Genomic DNA, 14,017 nt, shown 5'->3' with positions numbered 1-14,017 from the left:
CGCGGGGCGGGTCATCGCAGGCCCATGCGGATGCGCGGATCGAGCCAGACCAGGATCAGGTCCGAGATCAGCATGCCGACCAGGGTCAGGGCCGCGACGAACATCAGGATGAACCCGGCCATGAACTGGTCCTGGCTGCGCAGGGCGTCGAGGAGCAGCGGGCCGACGGTCGGCAGGCTGAGCACCAGGGAGACCAGCACCGATCCCGAGACGAGGTGCGGCAGCAGGTTTCCGATATCCGCCACGAACGGGTTCAGCGACATCCGGAACGGGTATTTCAGCAGCGCCTGCAGGGGCGGCAGGCCCTTGGCGCGGGCGGTGACCGTGTAGGGCTTGGCGAGCTCATCGAGCAGGTTGGCGCGCATGCGCCGGATCATGGCCGCGGTCCCGCCGAGGCCGATCACCAGCGTCGGCACGATCAGGTGCGCCAGCAGCGAGCGCACCTTCTCCCAGGTCCAGGGCTGGTTGGTGAGAGCCGAATCGTACAGGCCGCCGATCGACAGCCCGAACCACCGATTGGCGTAGAACAGCAGGATCAGGGCGAGCAGGAATCCCGGCACCGCGAGGCCAACATATCCCAGCAGGGTGACCACGGCGTCGCCGAGCGTGTTGCGGTGCGTGGCCGAGTAGATCGCCGCGGGGATCGCCACGAGGTGGACGAACACCACCGCCGTCAGGTTGATCAGCAGGGTCAGCCACAGGGCGTCGCCGACGACGTCCGCCACCGGCTTGTCGTACTCGAACGACCAGCCCCAGTCGCCCTGGAGCAGCCCGGAGAACCCGACCGAACCCGGCAACACGCCGATCCACATCAGGTACTGCTGCCAGACCGGCCGGTCGAGGCCGTACTGCTTGATGAGCAGCTCGGCCTTCGCCACGGAACTCGCGTCGCCGGTGGCCCGCAGCTCCATGATCCGGTTGGTCAGGTAGTCGCCCGGCGGCAGCTTGATGATCACGAAGACGAGCGCCGAGATGACCAGCAGCGTCACCGCCATGGTGACGATGCGGCGGAGGATCTGGGCGATCACCGGGCCTCCGCGCGCTTGTCGGCCCCGGCATCGGCGCCCGTGTCCCAGAAAAGCTCGTCGAGGCGCTGCACGCCGATCATCGCGGTGGGCTCCCAGGAATAGAGGGCGCGCTTCGGGAGGTTGATCAGGCGATCGGCGCCGACCACCGGCTGGAGCGCGCCCGCCACCGTGCCGATCACCCAGGTGTTGCGCGCGTGGTTCATCAGCATCTCCCGCCAGATCGCGGCCTGCCGGCCGGCATCAGCGGTGTCGCGCCACTCCCGGTCGAGGGCGATGAGGCGCTGGACCTCCGGGACGTCGCAGGGCTCGCCGCTCTTCCCGCGGCTCTCGACGTTCATGCTCCACAGCGGCCAGGAATAGTGCTCCGGCTGGGCCGGGCTGAGCTCGGTCGGCGGCATGATCGCGGTCGGGACAGCGAGATCGAGGCCCTGGGCGGCGACCATCACGGTCACGCCGGCGATGGAGCGCCGGTGCAGGTTCGTGCGCTCCTGCGGCTTGGTGATCAGGCGGATCCCGACCTCGCGCCAGAACTCCGTGATGAGCAGCAGCGCGTCGAGGACCATCTCGGCCTCGCCGTCGCTCTCCACCACGAGCTCCAGGGCGCGACCGCCCGGGAGCAGCCGCGTGCCGGCCCCGTCGCGGGCCGTCAGCCCGATCTCGTCCAGAAGCTTGGCGGCCTGGGCCGGATCGTAGGCGGCGTTGAGGGTCCGCATCTCGGGCTCGAACAGCGCGCTCTCCGGCACGATCGTGTCGTTGCCCTCGGTGCCCAGGCCGAACAGGAGCGTGTTGTTCAGCGTTCGCCGATCGACGGCGAGCGACAGGGCGTGCCGGTACCGCACGTCGCGATTGAGCTGCCGCCACGCCGGATCCGTCGTGGTGAGGTTCGGGTAGAGCGCGATCTCCGAGCCGCGGGCCACGGGCCACAGGTTGGTGCGATAGCGATGCGCCGCCTCACCCTCCTTCAGGCTCGGGATGTCGGGCATCATCAGGCCGCGGAACATCAGGTCGGCCTCGCCGGCATTGGTCTTGGCGACCAGGAGGCCCTGCGAGGCCACGTCCATCACGATGGCGTCGACGTAGGGGAGCTGCGTGCCGGCCGTGTCGACCCGGTGGTAGCTGCGGTTGCGCTCGAACCGGAATCGGGTGGCCGGCGAGCGGGTCCGCGGCACCCAGCCCTGCAGGGTCGGGCAGTCCGGATTGTTCAGCTCGTAATTGTCGTCGAGGCGATTGTGCAGGGCCGCCCAGCTGCGGAGCTTGAGCGCCTTGGCCTTCGCGTCGGCCGCATCCTTGCCGACGTAGCGGGCGTGATAGGGCTTCAGGTAGTGCGACGGCCGGTAGATCAGCGGGTCGCGCGGCGCCGCCAGGGCCGGCAGGAACATCGGATTCGGCCGGTCCCAGCTGTAGCGGACGGTGACCGGATCGAGGAATTCGACCGTCGGAAGCTTGCCGTCGACCCGGAAGAAGGCCGGCGGCCCGTCGGGGCTCAGCGCCTTCTCGTTGGCCACATCCTCCCAGTAGTAGCGGAAATCCTCCGCGGTGAACGGGTGCCCGTCCGACCAGCGGTGGCCCTGGCGGAGCGTGAAAGTGAAGCGCCCGCCCTGGACGTCGACGCGCTCCAGCACATCGGGCCGCAGATTCAGGTCGGCATCGTAGCCGACGAGGCGGGTGTAGCCGTAGACCGACAGGTAGCGGACGTCCCGTGCCTTGGCGATCAGGGTCCGGATCGTGCCGCCCGCGCTGCCGATCCGGCGTCCGCGGGCGGCGAGGTCGGCCACGGAGGGGGTGGTCGGCGGCCCGGGCGCGTCGCTCGGCGGGGTGTCGGCGAAGGCCCGAATCGGCGCGCGCGCCCAGATCGCCGCGGCGCCGAGCCCGGCGAGGAGGGCACGGCGGGACACGGTGCTGTCGTTCCCGCTCCGCAGCGAGAGGGCGGACGGGGTGCCGTCCGGGATGTCCCAGGCCTTCATGAGCTGCCCCGCAACGTCACGGAGGTGAGCCGCGCGGGCGAGTAGCCGGTCGCCCGATGCAAGTCGTCGAAGGCGTGGGACCGGACGATCAGCCCGGCGGCCTGACGCACCAGGGCGTCGTCGGCGGGCTGCTCGAAGTGGCGGCCGTTCCGGGTCCAGCGGATCGGCTCCGGGCTGCGCTCGGGGCCGGTGATCATCGCGATGGTCGGATGCGCGGGGCCGCCGTGGGCGTGGATCCGGTGCCCGGCCGCGTCGTCGTCGAACAGCAGCCGGGTCAGCCCGCGGGCCCGCGCCTCCACGACCCGCCGGCCCTGGGCGACGTGGTCGTCGAAGAACGCCACCGTCCGCGCCGGGTCCAGCGTGGACCAGTCCGCGGTCGACCAGTCCGCGGTGCTGTAGCGCGCCTGCCGGTCGCGGTACTGGAGCCCCGACAGGTCCGGATCGTGGCAGAAGATCTGCGCCTGCGGGCGGGCCTGCCGGATCACCCAGGTGGTGAGCCCGCGGAACACGCCCGATTCGATCACGAAGTCGGGTTTCAGTGCCCGCACGGCCACGTAGAGCTGCAGCGCGCCGTTGAAGCCGCTGCCTCCGCGCCGCTGCCGGACGGGCGCGGTCGGGATCAGCCCCCAGAACGCCTGGACCTGCTCCAGCACGTCGCCGTCGGGGACGAGGCCGGCGGCGGCGAGGTCGCGCTCCAGGATGGCGGCGGCCGATTCGAGCAGGGTCGCCACCTCGCGCGGCGAGGTCGGCCGGTGGGTCCAGTCGGGGGCGGCCGGGACGAGGTCGTAGCCCAGGCGGTCGAAGAACGGCGACAGCACCTTCCGGCGCAGGCGCTCCAGCATGACGGGCGGCCGGTCCTGCATCACGCGGCCTCCGCCCTGTGGGCCGAGCCGAAGCGCACCCGGTGGCCGGTCTCGACCGGGCGCATCGCCCCGGCCTCGTCGGGCGCGAGGCGGAAGGGCTCCTCCCAGCGGGTCGGGTCGTTGCGTTCGGAGGCGACGGCCGCGAAGTCCAGGGGATGGTCCAGGCTCGGATCGGGCACGGCGGCGAGCAGCGCCCGCGTGTAGGGATGGACGGGCCGGCGGAACAGCGCCGCGCGGGGCGCCTCCTCGACGATACGGCCCCGGCACATCACGCTGATGGTGTCCGCCATGTAGTCGATCACTGCCAGATTGTGGGAAACGATGAGGTAGGAGAGGCCCAGGGCGGCCTGGAGATCCTTGAGCAGGTTCAGGATCTGCGCCTGGACCGAGACGTCGAGCGCCGAGACCGGCTCGTCGAGCACCAGCAACCGCGGCTTCGGGGCGAGGGCCCGGGCGATGCCGATGCGCTGCCGCTGCCCGCCCGAGAAGGCGTGCGGGTAGCGGCCGAGACCGCCGGGCTCCAGGCCGACCATGGCCATCAAGGCGCGGCATCGCTCCCGTCGCTCAGCAGCCGGCACGCCGTGGATCTCCATCGGCTCCGACAGGATCTGCCGGACGGTCATGCGCGGATCGAGGGACGCGTAGGGGTCCTGGAACACGAACTGGACCGTGCGGCGATAGGCGAAGAGGGCGTCGCCGCTCAGGCCGTGCACGTCCCGCGGGCCGCCGCCGTCGTCGAACAGGATCCGCCCGGAATCGGGCCGGAGCGCCCGCATGATCATCTTCGAGACCGTGGTCTTGCCCGACCCGGACTCGCCGACGAGGCCCAGCGTCTGGCCGGCCGCGAGGCTCAGGGAGACGTCGGACACGGCGTGGACGATCCGCGGCTTCTGCCACAGCCGGCCGGCCCGCAGCGTGAAGCTCTTGCTCACCCCCTCCACGCGGAGGATCGGCCCGGCCAGGGGCGCGGGAGCCTGGCCGGGCGGGATCTCGGCTTTGGCCGGGCGGATCGGCGTCAGCCTCTCGCCGGGCGCCATGTCGAAGCGCGGGACCGCGTGGAGGAGCGCGCGGAGATAGGCGTGGCCCGGCGCGCGCATCACCGTGTCGCGCGGGCCGGCCTCGACGAGGCGGCCGCGGTAGAGGACGGCCACGTCGTGGGCGATGTTGGCGACCACGCCGAGGTCGTGGGTGATCAGCAGGATCGCCATGCCGGTCTCCTCCTGGAGCCGGGCCAGCAGGGCGAGGATCTGGGCCTGGGTGGTGACGTCGAGGGCGGTGGTCGGCTCGTCGGCGACGAGGAGCGCGGGTCTCAGGATCAGCGCCATCGCGATCATGGCGCGCTGGCGCAGGCCGCCGGACAGCTCGAACGGGTAGGTCCGCAGGGCGCGGTGCGGGTCGGGGAAGCCGACACGGGCCAGCGCCTCCTCGGTCCGGGCATCGGCCTCCTTGCGGTCCGCCCCGGTATGGATCCGCAGCGCCTCCCCGATCTGGTCGCCCACCGTGTGGAGCGGTGACAGGCAGGTCATCGGCTCCTGGAAGATCATGGCGATGCGCTGGCCGCGGATGGCCCGCATCGCCTCCCCCTCGGACGGGAGCCGCGCGATGTCGGTCTCGGTCTCGCCGTCGCGGAACAGAATCTCGCCGCGGGTTATGGCGGCAGCGGGGGGCAGGATCCGTAGGATCGCCTGGGCGGTCACCGACTTGCCCGAGCCTGATTCGCCGACCAGGGCGAGGGTGCGGCCACGGTGGACGTCGAGGGACAGGCTGTGCAACGCCTCGAACGGACCGCTCTCCGTGCGGAATGCGACCGCGAGGTCGCGGATGGACAATAGCGGGCTCAACCCGTCCTCGCGATCTGTGAGACCTGAGACTTAGACAGCGTCGGCCCCATGTCCATCGCGGGCGCGCCGAAGTGCTCCGGAAGATCCACGACCTGTACCGCCGGATGCCGCAGGAGGCTCGTCACCAGCGCGTCGACGAAGCCCCAGACGGCCTCGTCGTGGACGCGGTGGTGGGTCAGCAGGCCGACGGGCCTCTCCGGCGCGCGGATGATGTCGGCGGCGAGGCCGCGCAGCAGAGCTCGCGGATCGCGCAGGGATCGGGTGCCCCGCCAATCGATCGGGTCGAGGGTGGCGTCGAGGCGGCGCAGACCGGGGACGGCCGGCCCCGGCACGGCCGAGAGGCCGCGATAGCCGAGATCCGGCAGGGCGGCGGCGAGATCGGGCACGATGCGGTTCCACGGCGGCACGAAGACCGGCAGCAGCGACGCCGCCGGCAGCCGCTGTCGGGCGATTCGCAGGCCGGCAGCGGCGTCGGCGATCAGCGTGTCGAGCGGGCGATGCGCGCCGAACTCCGCCCGCTTCTCGCCCGGCGGGGCGTGGTCGTGATGAGCGAGGCCGTGGACGGCGACCGATACGCCGACGGCCGACTCGAGTCGTCGCGGGAGCGAGGCCTCGATACCCGCCGGGATCGTGGCGAGGAGGAGCGGGACGCGGTGCCGGTCGATGAGACCGAGGAGCCGGTCGAGTTCCGGGCCGCCCGCGACCGCGTCGTCGTCGCGCCAGAACAGCGGTACGCGCAGGCCCCGCGCCGCGACGGCGTCGAGGGCACGGTGGACCGCGTCGAAGACCGGATCGGCTGACAGGGTTCGGCCGCGGCGCGAGAGTGCGCCTGCGTGCAGAGCTTCGACCTGCGCGACCGTGCGCGCGGCCCCGTCGAGATCGATGCCATGAGTGCCGGGCGCGGGGACGGCGCCCGGCGCCTCGATGGCGCGCACCAGGGTCTCGGGCGTCAGCTCCGATTCCGGGAGCACCCGCGCCAGCCCCCGCGCGGCGAGGTGCTCGGCGCGCATGCGCTGCTCGGTCTCGCCGCCGGCTTCGAAGGGCACGAGGACGGCCGGTGTTCCGGTGGTGAGCAGATCGACGGCCGTGTTGTAGCCGCACTGGCTGACCGAGAGGGCGGCGCCGGCCAGGAGCGCGCGATAGTCCGGCCGGGCGCGCCCGAGGATGTCGGGCGCGAGCCCTCCGCCGATATCGGACAGCGCGGCCTCGGGCACGCCGTGGCCGGCCAGGATCCGCCAGCCGAGATCCGGCCGCAGGCGGGCCGCCCCGGCGGCCGCGCGCAGAAGGACCAGCCCGGCCGGTCCGGATCCGGCAGCGACCACCACGCCCGAGCGGCGCTCGGCTGGCGCGGGTACGGCGCCCTCGTCCACGTAGCCGGTGTAGCGGACCGCTGCGGCGGTCGCCGCGTCGAGGGGCCACGAGACCTCGAGGGGGATGAGGGCGGGATCGCCGTGCACCAGCACGGCGTCGTAGAGGTCCGCCACCCGCGCGTGCGACTCGGCGATGCGCTGCGGCTTCGAAGAGGCCACGAGGACGTCGCGCACGGAGGCGAGGACGAGCGGTCGCGGCCGCCGGGCGCGGGCGGTCTCCACCAGGGCGAGGAATTCGGGCGCCAGGGCGCGCCGGCCGAACGGGAACAGCTCGGTGATGACCGCGTCCGGTTCGAAGTCTGCGAGAGCCTCGAGCAGGAGAGCGCGGCGCCGCTCGAGCAGGCCCGTCCCGGCCACGTGTCCGCCGGGGTCCAGCAGCGTCGAGAAGTCCGTGCCGGCGATCCGGAGCGGCGGCAGTTGCACGAGGCGCAGGCCGCCCGGGCGGACCATCGGTGCCGGGACACCGCCCGAGATCAGCATCGTCTCGTGGCCGGCCGCCGCGAAGGCGCGGGCGATGGCGGCCGCGCGGGTGAGATGCCCCGCCCCGAGCAGATGCGTGACCGCGATCAGGACGCGCACGCGGACAGCTCCGGTCGATGGGCGGGCGTGCCCTGCGGCAGACCCGCGGAGGCGCGCAGCCGGCCGGCGATCAGCGCGACCGCCGCTTCCTCGGAGAAGTCCTGCACGAGTCGGGCCAGGGCCGCCGTGCCGAGCCGCCGACGATCGTCCGGATCGCCCGCCAGACGGGTGAGCGCCTCGGCGAGCGCCACGGGATCGCCGGGCGGGACCAGGACGCCGTGAATACCGGCGCTGATGAATTCCGGCGTGCCGGCGAAGGCCGTCGCCAGGATCGGCAGCGCCTGGCTCGCGGCCTCCATCAGCACGTTCGGGAGGCCGTCGCGGTCGCCGCCGGGGGCGGGCTTCGTCGGAAGGACGAAGAGGTCGGCCGCGCGCATGGCCTCGATCACCGCCGGCTGCGCCAGGGCGCCGCGGAAGCGGACCCGCTCCGCCAGGCCGGCGGCGCCGGCCCGCGACTCCAGGGCCGCGCGCAGTTCGCCGCCGCCGATCAGGTCGAGTCGCCAGTGCAAGTCCGCGGGCAGGGCAGCGAGGGCGTCGATGAGATCGTCGTGCCCCTTCTTGGCGACGAGCCGACCGACGCAGAGGAGTCGGAGGGGCCGGTCCGGATCCGTCCCGTCGTGCGGCTCGCGCAGCGGCGGCGGGCTGGGAAAGCGCGCGAGATCCAGGCCGTGATAGGCGAGCTGGGTCCGGCCCGGCGCGAGGACCTGCAGGCGAGCGAGCCCGTCGCGGGTGCAGGTGACGCCCCATTCGGCGTCGCGCAGCTTCTCGGCCAGCTCCCAGTCGGGGGTCGTCCAGATGTCTTTGGCATGCGCCGAGAAGCTCCACCGACGCCCGGTCAGGAGCGCGGCGTAGCGGGCGACGCTGGCGGGGGTGTGCAGGAAATGCACGTGGATATGGGCGACCTCGACCGGCAATTCGCGGGCGAGGACCAGGGCCTGCCCGAGGCGCCGCAGCCGCGACGCGGTCGGGTCGCGCCGGAGATCGCGGGCGAACAGCGCCAGGAGCGCGGGCAGCTTCGGCCGCCCGAGCGCGGCGCCCAGCCCGAGGAGCACCCGCAGCGGCGCGTCGCGCAGGTATTCGGGCAGGTAGGCGGCCGCCGCGCGGATCTGCGCGTGCATCGGATGCCGCGCCCGGTCGGTCGGGCGCCGGAGCGACCAGATCTCCAGGTCGAGGCCGCACCGCTCCAGGGCCAGCAACTCCTGCGCGATGAAGGTCTCGGACAGCCGCGGATAGCCCTTCAGCACCACGGCGACGCGCTTGGCGCTCACGAATAGGCCTGCAGGTAAGGGCGGGCGGCGGCGTCCACGCTGCCCCGGGCGGTCAGCGCCCGGACGCGGCGCGCGACCGCGTCGAGGCCGTCGAGCAGACCGGGCACGAGCACCCGCGACGGCGGGTCCTGTCCCGGCAGGTCACGGAGCGCCGCCGCCATGCGCGCGGGCGCCCGGCCATCCGCCTCCATGAGCACCCGCGTCAGGCCGAGCCGCTCGGCCGCGAGCGCCCGGATCGCCTGCTCCCGCCGCGGCTCGGTCCGAGGCACGAGGATCGCCCGACGGTCGAACGACAGGATCTCGCAGAAGGTGTTGTAGCCCCCCATGGCAACGACGCCGGCGGCCTTGCGCATCAGGAACTCGATCTCGCTGTCGAAGGTGATGGCCGCGATCCGGCCGGCGAGGCGGCGGATGCGCGCCGCGAACGCGTCCCGGGTCGCGGCATCGAGGAAGGGGCCGAAGGCGATGAGCGCGGGCAGCGGGATCGCGGAATCGGCCTCGTAGGCGGCGATCACCCAGTCGATGAGGGCGGCCCCGTCGCCGCCGCCCCCGGGCGTCACCAGGATGAAGGGACCGGCGGCGATCGGGGGCTCCTCGCGGCCGGCGCGCCGCTCTGGGAGATCCCGGCGGAGATAACCGGTGTAGATCAGGCGCCCGTCGATGCGGGCTGCCATCTCGGGGTCCATCGGCAGCGCCGCCAGGGGCTCGTGGATACGGCTCAGGCCGTAAACCCAGATCTCGTCGTAGAACCGCGCCATCGTCTCGGCCGCGCCCTTGCGCTCCCATTCGGGGACGAGCCGGTCGGCATCGTCGAGGACGTCGCGCAGGCCCAGGACGAGGCGGATGTCGCGGGCGGCGGCCTGCTCCAGCACCGGCAGCAGCTCGCCGTGGAAGCCCGCCGGCTCCTTGTCGACGATGATCAGGTCGGGGTGGAACGCGGCGCAGGCCTGGGCGATGATCGCGGCGCGCTGCTCGACGGTGCGCGCCAGCGGTGTCGCGCCGTCCAGGCTGGCATAGCCGCCGTCGGCGAACTTGGTCACCGGCGGCAGCCGGACCGTCCGGACGCCCGGCGCGAAGGCGAAGCGGTCGACCACCGGCGAGCCTGAGACGATCATCGCCCGGGCGCCCCGATTGCACGCCACGATCGCGTTGGCGATCGCCCGCGAGCGGCGCAGATGCCCGAGCCCGAAGGTATCGTGGCTGTAGATCAGGACGCGCGGGGCCGATGACGCCTCGTCCAGTCGCATCGATGTGATCGCCCCGGTTTGACGGCGCGAGGATCGCAGCCGCCGCCCTCTTGCACAAGCCGGGCCGGGCCGCAAACACCTCCGTTAACGGGCCCGGAACCCCGCGCGCCTAGGCTGCCGCGGAATCCGGACGCGGAACTCCTCCGTCATGCCTGCGCCCCTCCAGACCCGCGCGCCGGGCTCACCGACAGCGCGCGCCGCCGCGCTCTGGTCGGATCTCGCGACCCTCCTGAGCAGCGATACCCGTCTGTTCGCCTTCGGCAAGCGGGCGGCCTGGGTGCTGGTCCCGTTCGGACTCGCGATGGTGCTCCTGGTCTACGGGACCGGTCCGGAGCCGCGGCACAACCGGTACGGCGACCCCCTCGGCAACGACTTCGTGCCAGTCTGGGTGGCGGGCCGTTCGGCGCTGGAGGGGCGCGCGCAGGACCCCTACGACCTCCCGGTCCATCTGGCGAACCTGAAGGCGGCGTGCGGGCAGGAATGCCGATTCGCCTGGCACTATCCCCCCGTGTTCCTCTTGCCGGCCGCCGCCGTGGGGCAGCTGGACCTGCAGGCGGCCTACCTGCTCTGGACAGCGCTCTCGCTGACCGTGTTCGCGCTCGCGATGCGGGTCGCGGCCGGCCGGTGGGACGCGACCCTCGTCGCGCTGGCGCACCCGCTGGTGCTCTGCAACCTCGCCTACGGTCAGAACGGCCTGTTCACCGCGTCGCTGCTGACCCTGGGCGCGGTGCTCGTCGATCGCCGCCCGCGGCTCGCCGGGCTGTGCTTCGGACTGCTGGCCTACAAGCCGCACTTCGCGGCGCTGGCCCCCCTGCTCCTGCTGGTGACGGGACGGCGAGACTGTCTGGCCGCCTGCGCGTCGACGGTGCTGGCCCTGTGCCTCGGATCGCTCGCGCTGTTCGGGACGGCGCCCTGGATCGGCTTCCTCGGCACGCTCGGCGACACGAATCGGATCATCCTCCAGAACGCGGCGGCGGGTCTCGATCTCAATGCCAGCGCGTTCGGCGCGGTGCGCCTGCTCGGCGGCTCGATGGTGGCCGCCTGGACGGCGCAGGGGATCGTCGCCGCGCTGGCGCTCGGCCTCGCCGGCCGCGCCTGGTGCCGGCCCACGGACCCGACGCTGCGCGCGGCCGCGCTCGTCGTCTCCGCGCCGCTGCTGTCGCCCTACCTCCCTGTCTACGACCTCGCGCCCCTCGTACCGGCCACCTTGTTGCTGGCGCTCGCGGCGCACCGGGCGGGCGGATTGCGGTCCCACGAGCGGGCCCTGATCTGCGCGGTTCCGCTCTTCGCGGTGGTCCGCGAGGCGGCGGGGCTCGGGGGCTTTCCCCTCGGCCTCGTGCTGAGCCTCGCGACGTTCGCCTGCATCGCCCGACGGGTGCGGCCGTCGCATGCCTATCCGGACCGGCAGCGATCCGGTTCGGGCAGCATCGACGCCCCGGCTCTCACGGAACCAGTGGCCGCGGGATGCGGAAGGGCAGCATGAGCCGCACCATCGGGTTGCGGAAGCGGTCGAGCGACAGGCTCTCGTGCATGGCACGCACGGGCTCGCCGCCGAGCGTCGAGGCGAGCAGCGAGCGGGCGTAGAACGGCGTGTCCTCGTAGGTCGCGAGCACCCGCGACCGGCCGCCGTCGCTGCGGGTCTCGCGCGGCATCCGCCAGAAACGCGTCGCCGGAAGCGCGGCGCCGGGCGGCGGCCGGATCTCGCGACGGCTGCCGTCGGCGGAGAACCGGAGCGACAGGTTCTGGCCGCCGCCGTCGCGGTGATGGACGTCGTACAGGATCGCCGCGCCGTCCGGCAGGTCGGCCCGGCACCACGTCCACCGCGAGAACGCGGCCTCCAGCGGTTCGTCACCGTCGTTGGTGTCGAAGTAGCCGCTGCCGCTCCAGCGGAGGTCCGGCGGGTCGAACGCGACCTCGACCCGCGAGGACGGCGACATCGGCCACCAGCGATGGCGGCCGGCCCGGTCGAGATGGAACGGGCCCGCCGTGAACCCGCGCGGCTCGAGGCGCACCGTGCCGCGGATCCTGCGGGGCAGGGGAGCTCCGCGCTCGTCGATCCGCACCGTCAGCGCCGTGCCGTCCCAGTGCATGGCGCTCGGGCCCACGGCGATGTGGTCGGCGCTCCGCGACAGGCTCGCGGCGCGTCGCTCGGTCATGGCGAAGCGGCCGCGGTCGCCGTAGAGCACCACGTTCATGGCGCAGTGGGCGAAGGGGTCCTTCTCGGCGCTCCAGGCGTAGTAGGGCGAGAACACGCTGCCGATGAAGGCGATGATCGTGAGGCCCTGCCGGCCGTCATCGCTCACCGCATCGACGTACCACCACGCGTAGCCGCCCCGCGCGACCGCGCCATCGAATCGCGGTCGTCCAGGATCGCTGCCGCTGCCAGCCGCCCCGACTGCGCCGCCATCGGCACGCCCGGGCCTGGATGGATCGAGCCCCCCGCGAGATAGAGGCCCGGAAGCGCCGTCCGCGCGCCCGCGCGCTTGAAGGTCGTCGCCCAGCCCTGCGCCGCCCGTCCGTAGAGGGCTCCCCCCGTCCCGGGGAAGAGCCCGTCGAAGTCCCGCGGCGTCGTCGTGACCGCCGACGACGTGAACTCCAGGGTGAGGCCGCAGGCCTCCAGCCGGCGGATCAAGGTCCTCGCGCATCTCTCGGTCTCCGACGGCGTGAGCGGTCGCTCCCGGCCATCCGCCGGAGCGTTGACGAGCAGGAGCAGACGTTCCGCGCCTTGCGGCGCGGCACCCGCCGCGTCCCGGTCCTGGGCACAGACGTAGACGGTGGGATCGTCGGGCAGGCGACGGGCGCGCAGGAGCGCGTCGAACTCGGCCCGGTAGTCGCGCGAGAAGAACACCGTGTGGTGCGCAAGCGGGAAACCCGCCGGCACCGCCTCAGCGCAGATCGTCACGGCGGAGAGCGAGCGCTCGCCGGGCGCGAGCCGCTCGCCGGCCGTGGCGGCCTCGGGCCCGAGCAGGCCCGCACCGAGGGCTGCGCAGTCCGCGTTGCAGACGACGTGATCGGCGCGCACCGTCTCGCCGTCGGTCAGGCGCACACCGGTCGCGCGGCCGCCGTCCGTGAGGATCCGCGCGACCTCCGCGCCGTAGCGGAAGGTCGCGCCGCGCTCCGCGGCCAGATCGGCCACCGCCCGCGCGAGCCCGCTGAGCCCGCCCGCGACGGTCCAGACGCCGGCCTGCTCGACGTGGGCGACGAGCATCAGCGTCGCCGGGGCGGTGAAGGGCGAGGCGCCGCAATAGGTGGCGTAGCGGCCGAACAGCTGCAGGAGCCGCGGGTCGCGGAAATACGCGCCGAGGGCCGACCAGAGGGTCGTGAACGGCTGGATCCGCCAGAGATCGCCGAGGCCCGACAGCCCGACCCGCTGCGCGAGGCCGGCCGGGCCCGTCCTTCCCTCGCGGATGAAGGGTCCTTCGAGGGTGCGGTAGACCTCGGCCGAGCGGGCGCAGAAGCGCCGGTATCCGTCCGCCTCGCGCCCTCCCGCGAAGGCCGCGATCGCGTCCGCCGACGCATCGATATCCGCGAAGAGGTCGAGACGCTCGTCCAAGCTCCAGGCGTGGCGCGCCAGGAGCCGCGCCGGCGCGAGGGCAACCCGATCTCCGAGCTCCGCGTCGCACTCCGCGAACAGCTCCTCGAACACCCAGCGCATCGTGAAGACGGTCGGGCCAGCTTCGACGGCGCGTTCCCCGACCGGGACGGCGCGCATCTTCCCGCCGGGAGCCCGCGCGCGCTCGAGGACGGTGGTGTCGAAACCGGCATGGGCGAGCCGCAGGGCGGCGGCGAGGCCACCGATCCCGGCACCGATCACGACGACGCGCTCCTGCGCCACGGCCGCTCCGAACTCCCCCGCC

Annotated in this window: 10 protein-coding genes; 1 reads left to right on the top strand and 9 read right to left on the bottom strand. The window is 73.2% G+C overall.

The genetic code is table 11. The annotated features are described in order from the left end of the window. Window positions 1–11: 11 nt before the first annotated feature. The 7 genes from ACLBXO_RS00930 to ACLBXO_RS00900 are packed head-to-tail and all read right to left on the bottom strand — an operon-like array spanning window position 12 to window position 10,160. Window positions 12–1,028: an ABC transporter permease gene (locus ACLBXO_RS00930; RefSeq protein WP_331317950.1), complete on the bottom strand. Its 1,017-nt coding sequence runs from the start codon at window positions 1,026–1,028 to the stop codon at window positions 12–14. Further along, on the bottom strand, window positions 1,025–2,992 hold the full coding sequence (locus ACLBXO_RS00925; RefSeq protein WP_447684190.1) for an ABC transporter substrate-binding protein: 1,968 nt from the start codon (window positions 2,990–2,992) through the stop codon (window positions 1,025–1,027). Before ACLBXO_RS00925 ends, ACLBXO_RS00930 begins: the two co-directional genes overlap by 4 nt. After that, the gene (locus ACLBXO_RS00920; RefSeq protein WP_447684189.1) at window positions 2,989–3,855 is read right to left on the bottom strand and encodes a hypothetical protein; all 867 of its coding nucleotides are present in this window, start codon (window positions 3,853–3,855) and stop codon (window positions 2,989–2,991) included. The genes ACLBXO_RS00925 and ACLBXO_RS00920 overlap by 4 nt, the downstream gene beginning before the upstream one ends. After that, window positions 3,855–5,696, bottom strand: coding sequence for an ABC transporter ATP-binding protein (locus ACLBXO_RS00915; RefSeq protein WP_447684188.1), 1,842 nt, complete (start codon window positions 5,694–5,696; stop codon window positions 3,855–3,857). Before ACLBXO_RS00915 ends, ACLBXO_RS00920 begins: the two co-directional genes overlap by 1 nt. Further along, the gene (locus tag ACLBXO_RS00910; protein WP_447684187.1) at window positions 5,693–7,645 is read right to left on the bottom strand and encodes a glycosyltransferase; all 1,953 of its coding nucleotides are present in this window, start codon (window positions 7,643–7,645) and stop codon (window positions 5,693–5,695) included. The genes ACLBXO_RS00915 and ACLBXO_RS00910 overlap by 4 nt, the downstream gene beginning before the upstream one ends. After that, the gene (locus ACLBXO_RS00905; RefSeq protein ID WP_447684186.1) at window positions 7,633–8,913 is read right to left on the bottom strand and encodes a glycosyltransferase family 4 protein; all 1,281 of its coding nucleotides are present in this window, start codon (window positions 8,911–8,913) and stop codon (window positions 7,633–7,635) included. The genes ACLBXO_RS00910 and ACLBXO_RS00905 overlap by 13 nt, the downstream gene beginning before the upstream one ends. Further along, the gene (locus ACLBXO_RS00900; RefSeq protein WP_447684185.1) at window positions 8,910–10,160 is read right to left on the bottom strand and encodes a glycosyltransferase family protein; all 1,251 of its coding nucleotides are present in this window, start codon (window positions 10,158–10,160) and stop codon (window positions 8,910–8,912) included. The genes ACLBXO_RS00905 and ACLBXO_RS00900 overlap by 4 nt, the downstream gene beginning before the upstream one ends. 148 nt (window positions 10,161–10,308) lie before the next feature. Between ACLBXO_RS00900 and ACLBXO_RS00895 the strand changes: the two genes are divergently transcribed. Then, window positions 10,309–11,643 (top strand): glycosyltransferase family 87 protein, encoded by a 1,335-nt coding sequence (locus tag ACLBXO_RS00895; protein ID WP_447684184.1) that lies wholly within the window; start codon window positions 10,309–10,311, stop codon window positions 11,641–11,643. On the opposite strand, the gene ACLBXO_RS00890 is transcribed toward ACLBXO_RS00895, so the two are convergent. Both ACLBXO_RS00890 and crtD read right to left on the bottom strand, forming a co-directional pair. Continuing rightward, the gene (locus ACLBXO_RS00890) at window positions 11,603–12,463 is read right to left on the bottom strand and encodes a carotenoid 1,2-hydratase (protein ID WP_447684183.1); all 861 of its coding nucleotides are present in this window, start codon (window positions 12,461–12,463) and stop codon (window positions 11,603–11,605) included. The two genes, ACLBXO_RS00895 and ACLBXO_RS00890, sit on opposite strands and share 41 nt — an antisense overlap. Next, window positions 12,460–13,995: a 1-hydroxycarotenoid 3,4-desaturase CrtD gene (crtD, locus tag ACLBXO_RS00885; RefSeq protein WP_447684266.1), complete on the bottom strand. Its 1,536-nt coding sequence runs from the start codon at window positions 13,993–13,995 to the stop codon at window positions 12,460–12,462. The genes ACLBXO_RS00890 and crtD overlap by 4 nt, the downstream gene beginning before the upstream one ends. Window positions 13,996–14,017: the final 22 nt, after the last annotated feature.

This window comes from Methylobacterium sp. C33D (assembly GCF_053345825.1).
The sequence above is the reverse complement of the archived record's forward strand: the minus strand, read 5'-3'. Positions and strand labels throughout refer to the sequence as shown.

What these genes read in the sequence shown, in the direction of transcription:
- ACLBXO_RS00900 (WP_447684185.1), bottom strand. Translation starts at nt 10,160, where the DNA reads ATGCGACTGGACGAGGCGTCATCGGCCCCGCGCGTCCTGATCTACAGC.
- ACLBXO_RS00920 (WP_447684189.1), bottom strand. Translation starts at nt 3,855, where the DNA reads ATGCAGGACCGGCCGCCCGTCATGCTGGAGCGCCTGCGCCGGAAGGTG.
- ACLBXO_RS00925 (WP_447684190.1), bottom strand. Translation starts at nt 2,992, where the DNA reads ATGAAGGCCTGGGACATCCCGGACGGCACCCCGTCCGCCCTCTCGCTG.
- ACLBXO_RS00895 (WP_447684184.1), top strand. Translation starts at nt 10,309, where the DNA reads ATGCCTGCGCCCCTCCAGACCCGCGCGCCGGGCTCACCGACAGCGCGC.